Origin of the sequence: Kinneretia sp. DJ1R-11 (assembly GCF_025717595.1) — a bacterium.
Taxonomy (GTDB): Bacteria; Pseudomonadota; Gammaproteobacteria; order Burkholderiales; family Burkholderiaceae_C; genus Paucibacter_A.
On record NZ_JAJIRR010000005.1, the window covers coordinates 194,221 to 209,517 of the forward strand.

Consider the following 15,297-nt stretch of genomic DNA (forward strand, 5'->3'; position numbering starts at 1 on the left):
TGCCGGCCGGCCTTGATGGCCCCGGCGGCGTTCTTTCACCGATGTGCCTGCCCATCCCTGCTGCCATGATCGCCACACCTTCGTTTGTTCGTGCCGCCGTGACTCTTGCGCTGTCTGCCCTGTCCCTGTCGGCGCTGGCCCAGGCCGGGCAAGCCGCCGTCATCTTTGACATGGGTGGCAAGTTCGACAAGAGCTTCAATGAATCGGCCTACCGCGGTGTCGAGCGCTGGAAGAAGGAAACCGGCAAGCCTTATCTCGAATTCGAGATCAGCAACGACACCCAGCGCGTGCAAGCCATCCGCCGCATGGCCGAACGTGGCGCCAGCCCCATCATCAGCATCGGCTTTGCCCAGGCCTCGGCCCTGCAGCAGGTGGCCAAGGACTTCCCCAAGACTCAGTTCGCCATCATCGACTCGGTGGTCAACGCGCCCAATGTGCAGTCGGTGGTGTTCAAGGAACACGAGGGCAGCTACCTGGTCGGTGCCATGGCCGCGCTCACCAGCAAGACCGGCAAGGTCAGCTTTGTCGGCGGCATGGACATCCCTCTGATTCGCAAGTTCCAGTGCGGCTTCGAGCAAGGCGTGAAAGCGACCAACCCCAAGGCCGAGGTCTTCTCCAACATGACCGGCACCACCTCCAGCGCCTGGAACGACCCCACGCGCGGCGGTGAGCTGGCCAAGTCGCAGTTCGCCAAGGGCTCGGACATCGTCTTCGCCGCTGCGGGCGGCACGGGCTCGGGCGTCTACCAGGCGGCCAAGGACGCCGGCAAGCTGGCCATCGGTGTGGACAGCAACCAAAACCATCTGCAGCCCGGCACCATGCTGACCTCCATGGTCAAGAACGTGGACGTGGCCGTGTACAACGTGCTCAAGGGTTGGAAGGCCGGCGTCTCGGTGCTGGGCCTGAAAGAAGGCGGCGTCGAGTACGCGCTCGATGAGCACAACAGCAAGCTGATCAGCCCCACGCTCAAGACCAAGGTGGAAGCCATCAAGGCCGACATCGTGTCCGGCAAGATCAAAGTGGCCGACTACATGGCCGACAACGCCTGCAAGTACTGAGCGCCTGACCGGCGCGATCTTGCGCGACTTTCCGCGAAATTCAGCGACATCCATCCATGACGACCCAGAGCAAGGGCACCGTGCCCGCGGACGGTGCCCCGCCGGCCGTCGAGCTGCGAGACATCTCCAAGCGCTTCGGCGCCGTGCAGGCCAACCGTGAGGTCAGCCTGAGCGTGCGCGCCGGCACCGTGCACGGCCTGGTCGGCGAGAACGGCGCTGGCAAGAGCACGCTGATGGCCATCCTCTACGGCTATTACCAGGCCGACAGCGGCAGCATCGCCATCGCCGGCCGCCCGGTGCAGATCAAGGACTCGCAGCAGGCCATTGAGCTGGGCATTGGCATGGTCCATCAGCACTTCATGCTGGTCGATACCCTGAGCTGCCTCGACAATGTGATGCTGGGCGCCGAGCCGGCTTTTTTCCTCAACGCAGCCAAGCGCAAGGTGCGCAGCCAGTTGCAGGCCCTGATGGCCGAAACCGGCCTGCATGTGCATCTGGATGCCCTGGTCGGTGACCTGCCGGTGGGCGAGTTGCAGCGCCTGGAGATCCTCAAGGCCCTGTACCGCGGCGCCAAGATCCTGATCCTGGATGAGCCCACCGCGGTGCTGACCCCGCAGGAAACTCTGCAGCTGTTTGAGACCCTGCGCCGCCTGCGCGAGCGCGGCACCACCATCCTGCTGATCACCCACAAGCTCAAGGAAGTGATGGCGCTGTGCGATGCCGTCACCGTGATGCGTGCAGGTCAGGTCGTGCAGACCAAGGCCATTGCCGACACCAGCCCCGAAGACCTGGCCCAGGCCATGGTGGGCCGCAAGGTGCATCTGGGCCGGCCCGAACAGGCCGCCGCCCAGGATGCCGCTGCGCCGCTGCGCCTGCGGGTGCAGGGCCTGAGCCTAACCGCAGGCCAGACCGTGCCCTTGCTGCAAGACATCGGCCTGCAGCTGCGCGCCGGCGAGATCGTCGGCGTGGCCGGCGTGTCGGGCAATGGCCAGACCGAGTTGCTGGAAGTGCTCAGCGGCATGCGTGCGCCGGAGGCTGGCCAGATGGAACTCGGTGGGTGCCGTTTCGACGCCGCGTCGGGCCAGTGGCTGGAGCCGCGCAGCGCGCGCGAGTGCCGCCTGGCCCATGTGCCGGAAGACCGCCATGCCTGCGGCATGGTGATGAGCTTCCCGGCCTGGGAAACCGCGGTGCTCGGCTATCAAGACCTGCCCCTGTACCGCAGCGGCCCGCTGAATGCGGCCATGAACCACGAGCGCATGAAGTCTGAGGCCGCGGCCATGGCCGAGCGCTTTGATGTGCGCCCGCGCGACATGAACATTGGCTCCAGCAAGTTCTCGGGCGGCAACCAGCAAAAGCTGGTGCTGGCGCGCGAAATCGGCCAGGCGCCCACGGTGCTGCTGGTCGGCCAGCCGACGCGCGGCGTCGACATCGGCGCCATCGAATTCATCCACCAGCAGCTGCGCGCGCTGCGCGATGCCGGCTGTGCGGTGCTGGTCGTCAGCAGCGAGCTGGACGAGATCCTGGCCCTGTCCGACCGTGTCATCGTCATGAACGGCGGCCGCATCACCGGCGAGCTGGACATTGCCGAGTGCACCGAAACCCGCCTGGGCCTGTTGATGGCCGCCACCGCGAAAGAAGAAACGAACGCTGCGGCGTTGCAACAAGCATGAGTGCATCTTCATCTTCATCGAGCAGCGCCTTGCCGCGCTGGATCGACCTGGGCCTCTTGCCCTTGTGGAACCTGGCCGTGGCCCTGGGTGTGGCCGGCCTGGTGGTGCTGGCCATTGGCCAGAGCCCCATGCATGCGCTGAGCGTGCTGCTGCAGGGCTCGCTCGGCAGCTTGCGCGGCCTGGGCTATACCCTGTACTACACAACCACCTTCATCTTCACCGGCCTGGCTGTGGCCGTGGCCATCCACGGCGGCCTGTTCAATATCGGCGGGGAAGGGCAGGCCACATTTGGCGGCCTGGGCGTGGGCCTGCTGGCCCTGGCCCTGGGCGCGCATCTGCCGGCCGCGGTGCTGCTGCCGCTGCTGGTGATCGCCGCGGCGGTGTTCGGCATGGTCTGGGCCTTGATCCCGGGTTGGTTGCAGGCCTGGCGCGGCAGCCACATCGTCATCACCACCATCATGTTCAACTTTCTGGCCGCCAGCCTGAACGTGTACTTGCTGGTCAACTGGCTGCGTCCGGCCGGCAGCATGGCGGTGGAGAGCGCAGACTTTGCCGAGTCGGCGCGCATGCCGGCTCTGCATCAGCTGGCGGCGCTGTTCGGTGTGGAGATGCCGTCCTCGCCGCTGAACCTGAGCCTGCTGCTGGCCTTGCTGGCCTGCGTCTTCGTCTGGTGGTTTCTGTGGAAGAGCGCGGCCGGCTATGCCTTGCGCGCCGTCGGCTGCGCGCCGCGCGCCGCGCATTACGCCGGCATCCGCCCCAAGTACCAGGTGCTGGTGGCCATGGGCCTGGCCGGCGCGCTGGCCGGCCTGGTGGCGGTCAATGAGATCTCCGGCGTGCAGGGCAAGCTGACCCTGGACTTCGTCGCCGGTGCCGGCTTCACCGGCATCGCCGTGTCGCTGATGGGCCGCAACCATCCGGTCGGCATCGTCCTGGCCTCGCTGCTGTTTGGCGTGCTGTATCAGGGCGGCGTGGAAGTGTCCTTCGAGCTGCCCGGCTTCAGCCGCGAGATGGTGGTCACGGCCCAGGGCCTGATCGTGCTGTTCGCCGGCGCCATGGCGACCGTGAGCCTGCCGCTGTTCGTCAAGCTGCACGGCTGGCTGTCTGGAAAAAACAAGGGCTTTGCGAAGGAGCTGGCTCATGGATGAGATCCTGATCGGCTCGATGCTGGCCTCGACCCTGCGGGTCACCACGCCGCTGCTGCTCTGTGCCCTGGCGGGCTTGATCAGCGAGCGCTCGGGCGTGATTGACATCGGCCTGGAAGGCAAGATGTTGTTCGCCGCGTTTGCCGCTGCGGCGGCCGCCAGTGCCAGCCATTCGACCGGCATGGGCCTGGCCGCGGCCATCGCCGTGGCCTGCGCCATGTCGTTGATCCACGGCTTTGCCTGCGTCACCCACCGCGGTGACCAGGTGGTGTCGGGTGTGGCGCTCAATATGGTGGCGGCCGGCCTGACCGTGGTGCTGGGCATCGCCTGGTTCGCACAGGGCGGCCAGACCCCGCCGATCACGGCCGATGTGCGCCTGACCGGCCTGATCGCCGGCTGGAGCGAACCCGAGGCGGCCGTGGCAGCCTTGGGCCCCTGGCTCGGCGCCATCGTCGGTCACGGCCTGCTCAGCCACAACCTGCTGGTCTACCTGGCCTTCTTCCTGGTGGCCGGCGTCTGGTTCTTCCTCGAGCGCACCAAGCCCGGCTTGCGCCTGCGCGCGGTCGGCGAGAACCCGGCCATGGTGGACGCGGCCGGCGTGTCCGTGCCGCGGCTGCGTTATGCCGCGCTGATGCTCAACGGCCTGCTCTGCGGCCTGGCCGGCGCCTACCTGACCCTGGCGCAGAACGCCTCCTTCTCGCCGAACATGACGGCCGGCCGCGGCTACATCGCCCTGGCCGCCATGATCTTCGGCAAGTGGAAGCCCCTGCCCACGCTGGCCGCCTGCCTGCTCTTCGGCTTCCTCGACGCCCTGGCCATCCGCATGCAGGGTGCGGTGATCCCAGGTGTCGGCGAAGTGCCGGTGCAGCTGATCCAGTCCTTGCCCTATTTGCTGACCGTCATCCTGCTGGCTGGCTTCATCGGTCAGGCTCTGGCGCCCAAGGCGCTGGGCCGGCCCTACCTCAAAGAACGTTGAGCACACGCGTGAACGCTCTGAAGAACGCCCTCACACCGGATCTCGTGCAGCGCCTGCTGGCCGCCTCGCTGGGCGCGCGCCAGCATTCGCATTCGCCGTACTCCGGCTATGCCGTGGGTGCCGCCGTGCTCGACGAGCAGGGCCGCATCCATGCCGGCTGCAATATCGAAAACGCCGCCTACCCGCAAGGCTGGTGCGCCGAGGCCTCGGCCTTGACCGCCATGATCATGGCCGGCGGTCGCCGCGTCAGTGCAGTGCTGGTCACCGGCCCCGGCCCGGACATCATCACGCCCTGCGGCGGCTGCCGTCAGAAGCTGCGCGAGTTCGCCGACCCGGAGCTGATCATCATCGCCGCCGACCCGGGCGGCATCCGCCAGCAGTGGACGCTGGAACAGCTGCTGCCTTTCAGTTTCGGCCCCGAGCATCTGAAGCTCTGAGCCATCGCAACAATTCCCAGGAGGAACCTCATCATGATCGACCACAAGACCCTCAATCCCGCCATCGCCCAGACCGCCGAAAAGCTCAAGACCTTGTTCGGCGCAGCCCCTGCCGTGGCCGTGGTGCTGGGCTCAGGCTGGGCCGGCGCGGTCAGCCTGGTGCAGAACGCCAAGCATCTGCCCTACACCGAACTGCCCGCTTTCCCGCAGCCCAAGGTGGAAGGGCATGTCAACGAGATCGTGGTCGGCACCATCGGCGCGCAGACCGTTGTGATGCTGCGCGGCCGCGCCCACACCTACGAGAGCGGCGATTGCACCGGCATGGCCGGCGCCCTGCGCAGCCTCAAGGCCTGGGGTGTCAAGGTGCTGCTGCAGACCAATGCCTCGGGTTCCATCCGCAGCCACATGCCGGCCGGCAGCCTGATGCTGATCAGCGATCACATCAACGCACCGCAGCGCTCGCCCCTGGTCGGCGAGCCCGGCAGCGAGCGCTTTGTCGACATGAGCACCGCCTACGACCTGGAGCTGCGTCAGCATGCCAAGGGCGTGGCCGCGGCTCAGAACCTGGCACTGGGCGAGGGCGTCTATTGCTGGGCCCTGGGCCCGCAGTTCGAAACTCCGGCCGAGATCCGCATGTTTGCCGCCTGGGGCGCCGACGCCGTGGGCATGAGCACCGTGCCGGAAACCATCCTGGCCCGCCACGCCGGCCTGCGTGTCATGGGCCTGGCCTTGATGACCAATATGGCTGCCGGCTTGTCCGATGAAGCCCTGACTCATGCCCTGACCCTGCAGCAGGCCCAGCAGTCCGGCGAGCGCGCGGCACAGTTCCTGGGTGCCGTGGTGGCCGGCATGGCCGATCTGGCCTCGCTGAAAGACTGAGCGTTCTTCCATGGCCTCTTTGGAATTGAAAGATGCTGCGCGCCTCGCGCTGCAATGCCTGGACCTGACCAGCCTCAACGACGACGACACGGCCGAGGACATCGCCGCCCTGTGCCGGCGGGCCCAGACGCCCTTCGGCCCGGTGGCGGCCGTCTGTGTGTGGCCGCGTTTTGTGGCGCAAGCGCGCGCGGCCTTGCCGGCCGAGATCAAGGTGGCGGCCGTGGCAAACTTCCCGGACGGCGCCCTCGATCTGGCCCGAGCCCTGGCCGATGTGCAGGCGATTGCCACGGCCGGCGGAGATGAAGTCGATGTGGTCCTGCCCTATCGCGCCCTGATGGCCGGTCAGCGCAGCGAGTGCGCCGAGTTCCTGGCCGAGGTGCGCCATGCCAGCCGGCCGCTGACGCTCAAGGTCATCATCGAGAGCGGTGAGCTGAAGACCCCCGAGCTGATCGCGGACGCGGCCCGCCTGGCCTTGATGGCCGGCGCCGATTTCGTCAAGACCAGCACCGGCAAGACCGCGGTCTCGGCCACGCCGCTGGCCGCCCGCCACATCCTCAGCGAGATCGCCGGCAGCGGCCTGGTCTCGGCGGGCTTCAAGGCCTCGGGTGGCATCCGGACTGTGGCCGATGCTCAGGTCTATCTGGAGATGGCGGCCGACAAGCTCGGCGCCGCAGCGCTGAACCCGCGCCGCCTGCGCTTCGGCGCCAGCGGCCTGCTGGGCGATATCGAAGCCGTGCTGTCCGGCACGGCCGCGCCCGCCATCACCGCCAGCTACTGAGCGCGGTGGCCGTGCGGGCCCAGGAGATCATTCGCGCCAAGCGCGATGGTGCGGCGCTGTCCGAAGCGCAGATCCAGAGCCTGGTGCGCGGCCTGGTCGATGGAGGCTGGAGCGAGGGCCAGATCGCGGCCCTGGCCATGGCCATCCTCTGGCGCGGCATGAGCCGGGCCGAGTGCGTGGCCTTGACTCGGGCCATGCGGGACTCGGGCCGCCAGATGCACTGGCGCGATCTGCCCGGCCCGGTGCTGGACAAGCATTCCAGCGGCGGCGTGGGCGACAAGATCAGCCTGATGCTGGCGCCTCTGGTGGCGGCCTGTGGCGGCTTTGTGCCCATGATCTCGGGCCGTGGCCTCGGCCACACGGGCGGCACGCTGGACAAGCTGGAGGCCATCCCCGGCTTTTGCGCCACGCCCGAGGCCGCGCGCTTCGAGCGCATCGTGCGCGAGGTCGGCTGCGCCATCATCGGCCAGACGGCCGACCTGGCCCCGGCCGATGGTCGCTTCTATGCCGTACGCGACATCAGCGCCACGGTGGAGAGCGTGCCCCTGATCACCGCCAGCATCCTGTCCAAGAAGCTGGCCGCCGGTCTGCAGGGCCTGGTCATGGACGTGAAATGCGGCAACGGCGCCTTTGCCGACTCGCCCTGGATGGCCCAGGAACTGGCCCACAGCATCGTCGGCGTGGCCGCCGGTGCCGGTCTACCGACGCGGGCCTTGATCACCGACATGAACGAGGTGCTGGGCCAGACCGTGGGCAACAGCCTTGAGTTGCTGGAGGCCATGAAGTACCTACGTGGCGAGGCGCGCGAACCGCGCCTGCATGCCCTGACCCTGGCCCTGGCCGGCGAGATGTTGCAGCTGGGCGGCTTGGCGGCCAACGCTGCGGATGCGGAAGCCAAGCTGCAAGCCGCCCTGGACAGCGGCGCCGCGGCCGAAAAATTCGCGCAGATGGTGGCGGCCCAGGGTGGGCCGGCCGATCTGCTGGAGCGGCCCGAGCGATACCTGCCTACCGCGCCGGTGCAGCGCCCGGTCTGTGCGCCGCGCGCGGGCCGCTTGAGCGCGATGCAGACGCGCGAGATCGGTCTGGCCGTGGTCGAACTGGGAGGCGGTCGGCGCCAGGCGGGCGACCGCATCGATGTGCGTGTCGGTCTCTCGGCGGTCTTGCCACTGGGCACCGTGCTCGAGGCCGGCCAGGCTTTCGCTTGGGTCCATGCGGCCGATGAGCCCTCGGCCGAGCGCGCCGCGGCCGCCGTGCTGGCGGCCTGCCGCTTCAGCTTGCCTGAGGCGCCATGGGGCCCCGCAGACCTGATCCAAGCCCGTGTCGGCTAGACTTCACGCCCCGTGGATCCACCTGCATCCACCTGACCACTGCTGTACCCCTGCCATGCCTGATATCGACGACGCCACGCCCGCTCCCGCCACGCCCGACAGCCCGGATGATGGCTCGCCCCGCCGCGGCATCAAGAGCTTTGTGGTGCGCGCTGGCCGCATGGGCTCGGGCCAGGTCAAGGCCCTGGCCGAGCTGGGCCCGAAGTTCGTGCTGCCCTTCCAAGCGGGCCAGCGCCTGGACACCGCGGCTGTGTTCGGCCGAGAAGCACCGGTGGTGTTCGAGATCGGTTTCGGCATGGGTGATGCCACGGCCAAGATCGCCCAGACCTTGGCCGACCATGACTTCATCGGCTGCGAGGTGCATGAGCCCGGCGTCGGCGCGCTGCTCAAGCACATCGAGGAAAAGCAGCTCGGCAATATCCGCATCTTTCAGCACGATGCCGTCGAGGTGCTGGAGCAGATGATCGCCCCGGCTTCGCTGGCTGGCGTGCACATCTACTTCCCCGACCCCTGGCACAAGAAGCGCCACAACAAGCGCCGTCTGATCCAGCCCGAGTTCGTGGCCAAGCTGGTCAAACACATCCGCCCCGGCGGCTATCTGCACTGCGCCACCGACTGGGAGCCCTATGCCCAGCAGATGCTGGAAGTCCTGGGCGCCGAAGCGCTGCTGGAAAACACGGCCGCCGGCTACGCGGAAAAGCCCAGCTATCGCCCGCTGACCAAGTTCGAGAACCGCGGCCTCAAGCTGGGCCATGGGGTCTGGGATCTGGTGTTCCGCCGCCGCCCGCAGGCCTGAGCAGGCTGGCCCCGGCCAGCAGCACCAGGCCCAGGGCCAAGGGCAGGGTGGCAATGAAGCCGGCGTGCTTGAAGCCCAAGGCGCCGATCAAGCCCCCAACAAAAAAGGCCAGCACCAAGCTCAGGTGGATGCGCAGGCGCTGCCGGTTGGCCATCACGAGGGGTTGTTGCGCGCTCGCTGGTAAACGGTTCCAGTAGAGCAATCGGCCCAGCTCCAGGCCCAGATCGGTCAGCAGGCCGGTGACATGGGTGGTGCGGATTTCGGCATGCGAGATCTTGGTGATCAGGGCGTTCTGCAAGCCCATCACAAAGCACAGCAGCACGGCGGTCAGCGAGACCCGCAGGATCTGGTGCGGCAGCAATTGGCTGCCGATCAGGCCGAAGACCAGCAGCAGCGCCGCCTCCAGCAAGAGTGTGGGCATATAGGCCCAGCGGGGCCGGTGGCGCAGGCCGTAGTTGACCATCAGCGCCGTACTGGCCGCGCCCATCACAAAGGCCGCCACCGCCAGCAGGGCGCTGAAGGCCAGGCCGAACTGGCCCAGGGCGATGTGGTCGGTGCTGGCCGAGACCAGGCCGGTCATGTGCGAGGTGTACTGGCCCACGGCCAGAAAACCGCCGGCATTGAGCGCACCGGCGACAAAGGCCAGGCCGGCGCCCAGGTGCAGATTGCTGCGCGCGCTGCGTTCCGGCGCGGTCAGCTGAGCGAGATAGTCCACGGGCATAGGCCCTGAGCATAAGGGCTGGCACGCCGCAGCCTGCGGCACAGCTGCTAGAGTGCCGCCCATGTCTGAATCCACATCTCTGGCCGGCCGCCACATCTTGCTGGCCCTGTCCGGCGGCATCGCCTGCTACAAGAGCGCCGAGCTGACCCGGCTCCTGAGCAAAGCCGGTGCCACGGTGCAGGTGCTGATGAGCGAGGCGGCCGAGCACTTCATCACCGCCGTCACCATGCAGGCCCTGTCGGGCCGCACGGTGGCCACCAGCCAATGGGACGCGCGCGAGCCCAACAATATGGCCCACATCAACCTGAGCCGTGAGGCCGATCTGATGCTGGTCGCCCCGGCCAGCGCCGACTGCATCGCCAAGCTGGTGCAAGGCCGGGCCGATGATTTGCTGAGCCTCACGGCCCTGGCGCGGCCCAGCGATCGCTGCCCGCTGCTGGTGGCGCCGGCCATGAACCGCGAGATGTGGGCCCACCCGGCCACGCAGCGCAATATCGCCCAGCTGCGCGCCGATGGTGGCGTCGTGCTCGGCCCTGGCAACGGCGAGCAGGCCTGCGGCGAAACCGGCGATGGCCGCATGCTGGAAGCGGCCGAGTTGCTGGACGAGCTGATCGCGTTTTTTCAGCCCAAGCCCCTGGCGGGCCGCAAGCTCTTGATCACGGCCGGCCCGACCTTCGAAGCCCTGGACCCGGTGCGCGGCATCACCAATCTCTCCAGCGGCAAGATGGGTTTTGCGATCGCACGCGCTGCCGCCGAGGCGGGCGCCGAGGTGACCCTGGTGGCTGGCCCCGTGCACCTGCCCACGCCGCGCCATGTGCGCCGAATCGATGTGCAAAGCGCGCAGCAGATGTACGATGCTGTGCTGCCCTTGGCTGCACAGCATGAGCTCTTCGTCGCCACCGCGGCCGTGGCCGATTGGCGGCCGCTGGCGGCGAGCGCGCACAAGATCAAGAAAGATCCGAGCCAGGGCAATCGCCCGCCGGCTTTCGAGATGACCGAAAACCCCGACATCCTGGCGTCCGTGGCGGCCCTGCCGACCGGGCAGCGCCCGCGCCTGTGCGTGGGCTTTGCGGCTGAGAGCCAGGATCTGGCTCGGCACGGCCGCGACAAGCTGCTGCGCAAAAAGGTGGAGCTCGTCGTCGGCAATATCGGCCCAGCCACCTTCGGCCGCGATGACAACGCCTTGCTCTTGATCGATGCCGAGGGCGAGCGCGAGCTGCCCCGCGCCGACAAGCTCAGCCTGGCCCGTCAGCTGGTGGCCGAGATCGCCCGCCGTTCCTGAACTTCATTTTCGTTGCCGATTTCAATGACCACCACCACCGTCGATCTCAAAGTCCTGGACCCCCGCATGGCCGAGCAGGTGCCCAGCTATGCCACGCCCGGCAGTGCCGGCCTGGACCTGCGTGCCTGCCTCGATGCGCCCATCACTCTGGCGCCGGGCCAGACCACCCTGATCCCCACCGGCCTGGCCATCCACATCGGTGACCCCGGCCTGGCCGCCATCATCTTGCCGCGCTCGGGCCTGGGCCACAAACACGGCATCGTGCTCGGCAATCTGGTCGGCCTGATCGACTCCGACTACCAGGGCCAGCTCATGGTCAGCTGCTGGAATCGGGGTCAGAGTGAATTTGTGATCCAGCCCTTCGAGCGCATTGCTCAGCTGGTCTTGGTGCCCGTGGTGCAGGCGGCCTTCCGACGCGTCGAGGAGTTTGGCGACTCCAGCAGCCGGGGTGAGGGCGGTTTCGGCTCGACCGGCAAGCACTGAACCGATGCCGTCGGCGCCCGCACTGTCGGCGCCAAGCCACAGCGGCCGGCCCGGGCTGGCTGGATGTCTTTCCTGCTGATTCTCGGGCCTGCATCAAATGAAGCGGCTTCTCTGCCCTGTTCGGCGCTTTGCGGATGGCTGAAAAGCCTTACACCTGCGATAGTTGAAACATCGGTGGGACAGCCGACACAAAGGAGATGCAGATGGCAACACAGCCGCAAGCCGCAGCTGAAGGCGCCGGTGATGTGATCGCAGCGCGCATGCGCGCGCTGATGGTGCGCGCACCGATGGCGGTGGGCTTCGTCAAGAACGCTCAGTTCGAGGTGGTCAGCGAACAGTTCAATCACCTCTTTGGTCACGGCGACGACACCGATCTGGGTGGCCAAAGCACCCGCAGCGTGCAGGTGTCCGACCCGTCGCATCAATCCCTGCTCGAGCGCAGCCACGCGGCTTTTGTCAGCGGCAAGCCGCTCGATGACGAGGTCGAGTTCGTGCGCCGCGATGGCAGCCGCTTCTGGGGCCGTCTGCAAGCGACACCGGTCCATTGGGATCAGCCGGCCGGTGAGGCGCTGTGGATCGTCGACGACGTCACCGTCGCACGCCAGCAGCGCATGCAGCCGACCTGGACGGCCAAGCACGATGTCTTGACCGAGCTGGCCAACCGCCGCGAGTTCGAGCGCCGCCTGGCCGAGCATGTAGGCAGCCGCCGCCATGAGCCCGTTTCGGTCCTGTGGATCGATATTGATAAGTTCGGCGAGGTCGTGGCCGGCATGGGTGCCGAGGTCGGCGACCATTTCCTCTATGGCCTGGGTCAGCTGCTGATCACCAAGGTGCGCGCGTCCGACCTGGTGGCACGCCTGGAAGACGACCATTTCGCCGTGTTGCTGCCCAATTGCGACCAGCATTACGCCGAGATCGTGGCCGAGAAAATGCGTTCGGGCATTGCCGCCTACCGCCTGCGTTGGGGCCTGCATCGCACCCGCGTCAAGGCCTGCCTGGGCGTGGTGCAGTTGCAGACCTCACTGGAGTCGGTCGATGCCGTGCTGGGCGCTGCCGCTCTGGCCTGCACCGAGGCCAAGGCTTCCGGGGGCGACAGCGTGCGGGTCTTCATTTCGGCCGGCGCTTTCGAGGAATTGGCCGGCTGAGCTCAGGCCGTCGCCCCGAAACACAGCCCGCCGCTCGTGCCGGTGGGCTTTTTTGTGCCCAGCGCTTCAAGCCGCCGAGCCCGGCGTGAGGAAATAGCCGGAAAAACGCATTCTTTTCTAAAGTTCGGCGCGCAGCGGCCGATTCACTCGGGACAATCCTGGCCAACACCAGCAGTTTCGGAGTGTCGCCGCCATGTCCATCGGTCTGTCCACCGCCTTGTCCGGCATTTCTGCCGCCAACGAGCGCCTGCGTGCCTCGGCGCAGAACACGGTCAGCAATGGCGCGGCCGATTTCCGGCGCCAGCAGCTGCAGGCCCAGCAGTCGGATCAAAGCAGCACTCAGCTGCGTCAGGTGCCGGCTACCGGCCAGTCCGCCGAAGCAGACCTCGCCACGCAGAAGTCCGCAACTTACGCCTTCGTGGCCAATCTGCGCGTTCTGCAGACCCAGCTGCGTGCCAGCGGCACCATGCTGGACATTCACGCCTGAGGCCGGCCCTCAGCGCAAGGGCAGGCGCAGCGTGACCCGGGTGCCTCGCCCGGCTGTGCTTTCGATGTGGATTTGACCCAGCATCAGCTCCTCCACCACCGTCCGCACCACGCTGAGGCCCAAGCCTGCGCCTTCGCTGCCGAGCCGGCCGCTGAAGAAGGGGTCAAAAACCCGCGGTAGCGCTTCAGACGGGATACCGCAGCCATTGTCCTGAATCGACAGGCGCAGGCCGCCGTCCTCTGCGTCCCCTGCCTGTAGTTCGATGTTGAGCTGGCCGTCCGTACAAGCCTTGAGCCCATGGTGGATGGCGTTGTCCAGCAGCTCTTGCACCACGTTGTGCAGCGATTGCATGGGTCCGAACATGGCCAGCTGGGCAGGCATCTGGGCCTTGATGACGATGCCCGTCGCACTGCAGCGGGCTTGGTTGTGATCGATCAAGCGGCGCAGCAAGGCGCTGACATCAAAGTCCTGGGCCATTTCCTGCTCGCTGTCACGCGACAAGGCTTTCAGGCGCTGGATCAGGAGGCTGGCGCTCTCCAGGGAGCGGTCGACCAGGGAGGAGCATTGCTGCAGCGAGCTGGCAGTTTCGCTCAGGGCCTGGCGGCGCAGCGGGCCGTTCTGCAGCCACTGCTCCAGCTCCACGGCCCGGTCCCGGATCACCGAGGCGCCCATGCGCGCATTGCCCAGCGGCGTGTTCAACTCATGCGCCATGCCGACCACCATGCGGCCCAAGGCCAGCTGCTTTTCCTGTTGCATGACGGTGCGCAGGGCTTGCTCCAAGGAGGCGGTGCGGGCCAGGACCCGCGCTTCCAGTTCCTCATTGGCTTGCTGCAGGGCGGCTTCGGCCGCGCGCCGGATGCTGGCTTCGGCCTGCAGGCGGCTCAGGGTCTGTTGCAGCTCGGTATTGCGGGCTGCCAGCGACTGCTCCAGCTGGCCGCCGTGGCGGGCCAGTTGCTCGTTCTCCAGGCGCACGCGTTGCAGCAGAAAGACATCGTCGACGGCGCGCGACAGGGTGCCTGTCACGGCTTGAAGGCGTTGGCGCTGAAAGCTCAGCAGGCGCTGGCTGCAGCGCAGGGCGGCAGCGCTGTCGCCGGCCGCCTCGCCGAAGCGAACGATGGCGCGCAGCAGGTACTCGTGCACAAAGCGCATCTTGTCGCCGGCCGCCGCAAGCTCCTGTTCCAAGGCCAGCACCGGCTGCCAGTGCGCGGTGTCGGCGTGCTCGCGCCAGTCCAGCAAGACCTGGGTCAAGCGCATGGCGTGGCTGGCGCCGGCAATCTGGCGCCAGACGCTGTTCTCGCTCGAGCCCTCCAGCCGCGCCAGATGCTGGCGACAGGATGTCGTGCTGCCTGCGAGCACATCGATGTAGGCCAGATTGAGCAGGGAAAGCATGACGTCTTCCTGCAGGCCTGTGCGCTCGGCCAGCTGCAATGCGTCGGTGTGCAGGCTGTGGCAGCGCAGCCAAAGTGGGTGGCCGGCTGGTGCCAGCTGCTCATCGGCCAGGTAAAAGCAGGCCGAGGCGCAGTAGTTGAGGATACGGTGTACGGTGCCCGGCTGAAGCTGTTCGCGCCGAGCCAATAAGGCTTCGCTGGACTGAAGCAAGTCCTCGTACAAGCCGGCCTGAGCCAGCACGCGGCCACGCATGGCCAAGAGCTGCTCGGACAAAGCCTGTGCTTGTGCCCTTTGGCAGAGCTGCTGTGCACGTTCCAGGCTGGACAGGGCCGCGTGGTGCAGGCGCAGCCGGGCTTGCAGCTCCGCCAAGGTATGCAGGGCCAGCGCTTCGACGATGGGGTCGTCCACAAGAGTGGCAGCCTGCTGGCTCAGCTCATAGGCCTCCTGAAGCTGGGCAACATCGCCTTGTCCCGCATCCGCCTGCAGCTGCAAGCTCAGCTGCAGGGCCTGGGCGAGCAGACGGTTGGCGCTCGTGTGCAAATGGCCTTGCAGCTGCTCCAGCAAGGGCGCGGCGCGCGCCAAATCCATCTGGCTCATCCAATGCTGGGCCTGCAGCAGCTGGGTTCGTACGGCTTGGGCCTTGGCGTCATCTTCGCCGGTCAGTTCCGGCGGTACAGGCAGGGGGACAGATCTTGACTGAGGGTGCACGTGCGCAAGCTCCGGTGT

Annotated in this window: 15 protein-coding genes; 13 read left to right on the forward strand and 2 right to left on the reverse strand. The window is 67.2% G+C overall.

The annotated features are described in order from the left end of the window. The first annotated feature begins 65 nt into the window (after positions 1–65). Genes LNV23_RS11165 through trmB form a run of 9 tightly spaced genes read left to right on the forward strand, consistent with a single transcriptional unit; the run spans position 66 to position 9,064 of the window. A complete protein-coding gene (locus LNV23_RS11165; protein WP_263563052.1) occupies positions 66–1,058 on the forward strand; it encodes a BMP family lipoprotein in 993 nt (330 codons plus the stop codon). A 56-nt stretch (positions 1,059–1,114) separates the two neighbouring features. Further along, positions 1,115–2,728, forward strand: a complete 1,614-nt coding sequence (locus tag LNV23_RS11170) for an ABC transporter ATP-binding protein (protein ID WP_263563053.1) — start codon at positions 1,115–1,117, stop codon at positions 2,726–2,728. Continuing rightward, a complete protein-coding gene (locus LNV23_RS11175) occupies positions 2,725–3,873 on the forward strand; it encodes an ABC transporter permease (protein WP_263563054.1) in 1,149 nt (382 codons plus the stop codon). The genes LNV23_RS11170 and LNV23_RS11175 overlap by 4 nt, the downstream gene beginning before the upstream one ends. After that, positions 3,866–4,846, forward strand: coding sequence for an ABC transporter permease (locus tag LNV23_RS11180; RefSeq protein WP_263563055.1), 981 nt, complete (start codon positions 3,866–3,868; stop codon positions 4,844–4,846). The genes LNV23_RS11175 and LNV23_RS11180 overlap by 8 nt, the downstream gene beginning before the upstream one ends. Positions 4,847–4,854: 8 nt before the next feature. Continuing rightward, a complete protein-coding gene (gene cdd / locus LNV23_RS11185) occupies positions 4,855–5,283 on the forward strand; it encodes a cytidine deaminase (protein ID WP_171828024.1) in 429 nt (142 codons plus the stop codon). Positions 5,284–5,316: 33 nt separating this feature from the next. Then, entirely contained in the window at positions 5,317–6,162 is an 846-nt protein-coding gene (locus LNV23_RS11190; protein WP_263563056.1) for a purine-nucleoside phosphorylase, read from the forward strand. A gap of 10 nt (positions 6,163–6,172) precedes the next feature. Then, a complete protein-coding gene (gene deoC / locus LNV23_RS11195; RefSeq protein ID WP_263563057.1) occupies positions 6,173–6,940 on the forward strand; it encodes a deoxyribose-phosphate aldolase in 768 nt (255 codons plus the stop codon). Between the two features lie 11 nt (positions 6,941–6,951). Next, positions 6,952–8,268, forward strand: a complete 1,317-nt coding sequence (deoA, locus tag LNV23_RS11200) for a thymidine phosphorylase (RefSeq protein WP_411910569.1) — start codon at positions 6,952–6,954, stop codon at positions 8,266–8,268. Positions 8,269–8,323: 55 nt separating this feature from the next. Further along, positions 8,324–9,064, forward strand: coding sequence for a tRNA (guanosine(46)-N7)-methyltransferase TrmB (gene trmB / locus LNV23_RS11205; RefSeq protein WP_411910566.1), 741 nt, complete (start codon positions 8,324–8,326; stop codon positions 9,062–9,064). On the opposite strand, the gene LNV23_RS11210 is transcribed toward trmB, so the two are convergent. Next, on the reverse strand, positions 9,009–9,785 hold the full coding sequence (locus LNV23_RS11210) for a YoaK family protein (protein ID WP_263563059.1): 777 nt from the start codon (positions 9,783–9,785) through the stop codon (positions 9,009–9,011). The genes trmB and LNV23_RS11210 overlap by 56 nt on opposite strands. Positions 9,786–9,846: 61 nt before the next feature. On the opposite strand from LNV23_RS11210, the gene coaBC reads away from it, so the two are divergent. The 4 genes from coaBC to LNV23_RS11230 all read left to right on the forward strand — a co-directional run bounded on the left by coaBC (position 9,847) and on the right by LNV23_RS11230 (position 13,182). Beyond that, positions 9,847–11,067 carry a bifunctional phosphopantothenoylcysteine decarboxylase/phosphopantothenate--cysteine ligase CoaBC gene (gene coaBC / locus LNV23_RS11215; RefSeq protein ID WP_263563060.1) on the forward strand — a complete coding sequence of 407 codons (1,221 nt, stop codon included), beginning with the start codon at positions 9,847–9,849 and terminating at the stop codon, positions 11,065–11,067. A 24-nt stretch (positions 11,068–11,091) separates the two neighbouring features. Continuing rightward, on the forward strand, positions 11,092–11,550 hold the full coding sequence (gene dut / locus LNV23_RS11220; protein ID WP_263563061.1) for a dUTP diphosphatase: 459 nt from the start codon (positions 11,092–11,094) through the stop codon (positions 11,548–11,550). Positions 11,551–11,753: 203 nt separating this feature from the next. Then, positions 11,754–12,695 carry a sensor domain-containing diguanylate cyclase gene (locus LNV23_RS11225; protein WP_263563062.1) on the forward strand — a complete coding sequence of 314 codons (942 nt, stop codon included), beginning with the start codon at positions 11,754–11,756 and terminating at the stop codon, positions 12,693–12,695. Between the two features lie 193 nt (positions 12,696–12,888). Next, positions 12,889–13,182 carry a flagellar basal body rod protein gene (locus LNV23_RS11230; protein WP_263563063.1) on the forward strand — a complete coding sequence of 98 codons (294 nt, stop codon included), beginning with the start codon at positions 12,889–12,891 and terminating at the stop codon, positions 13,180–13,182. A gap of 9 nt (positions 13,183–13,191) precedes the next feature. On the opposite strand, the gene LNV23_RS11235 is transcribed toward LNV23_RS11230, so the two are convergent. Then, a complete protein-coding gene (locus LNV23_RS11235; RefSeq protein WP_263563064.1) occupies positions 13,192–15,279 on the reverse strand; it encodes a sensor histidine kinase in 2,088 nt (695 codons plus the stop codon). Between the last annotated feature and the right edge of the window lie 18 nt (positions 15,280–15,297).

Bases quoted from the DNA above. Each gene is read 5' to 3' on its own strand.
- LNV23_RS11190 (WP_263563056.1), top strand. From the start codon at position 5,317: ATGATCGACCACAAGACCCTCAATCCCGCCATCGCCCAGACCGCCGAA.
- coaBC (WP_263563060.1), top strand. From the start codon at position 9,847: ATGTCTGAATCCACATCTCTGGCCGGCCGCCACATCTTGCTGGCCCTG.
- LNV23_RS11170 (WP_263563053.1), top strand. From the start codon at position 1,115: ATGACGACCCAGAGCAAGGGCACCGTGCCCGCGGACGGTGCCCCGCCG.
- LNV23_RS11180 (WP_263563055.1), top strand. From the start codon at position 3,866: ATGGATGAGATCCTGATCGGCTCGATGCTGGCCTCGACCCTGCGGGTC.
- deoC (WP_263563057.1), top strand. From the start codon at position 6,173: ATGGCCTCTTTGGAATTGAAAGATGCTGCGCGCCTCGCGCTGCAATGC.
- LNV23_RS11230 (WP_263563063.1), top strand. From the start codon at position 12,889: ATGTCCATCGGTCTGTCCACCGCCTTGTCCGGCATTTCTGCCGCCAAC.
- trmB (WP_411910566.1), top strand. From the start codon at position 8,324: ATGCCTGATATCGACGACGCCACGCCCGCTCCCGCCACGCCCGACAGC.
- LNV23_RS11175 (WP_263563054.1), top strand. From the start codon at position 2,725: ATGAGTGCATCTTCATCTTCATCGAGCAGCGCCTTGCCGCGCTGGATC.
- dut (WP_263563061.1), top strand. From the start codon at position 11,092: ATGACCACCACCACCGTCGATCTCAAAGTCCTGGACCCCCGCATGGCC.
- LNV23_RS11225 (WP_263563062.1), top strand. From the start codon at position 11,754: ATGGCAACACAGCCGCAAGCCGCAGCTGAAGGCGCCGGTGATGTGATC.
- LNV23_RS11165 (WP_263563052.1), top strand. From the start codon at position 66: ATGATCGCCACACCTTCGTTTGTTCGTGCCGCCGTGACTCTTGCGCTG.
- LNV23_RS11210 (WP_263563059.1), bottom strand. From the start codon at position 9,785: ATGCCCGTGGACTATCTCGCTCAGCTGACCGCGCCGGAACGCAGCGCG.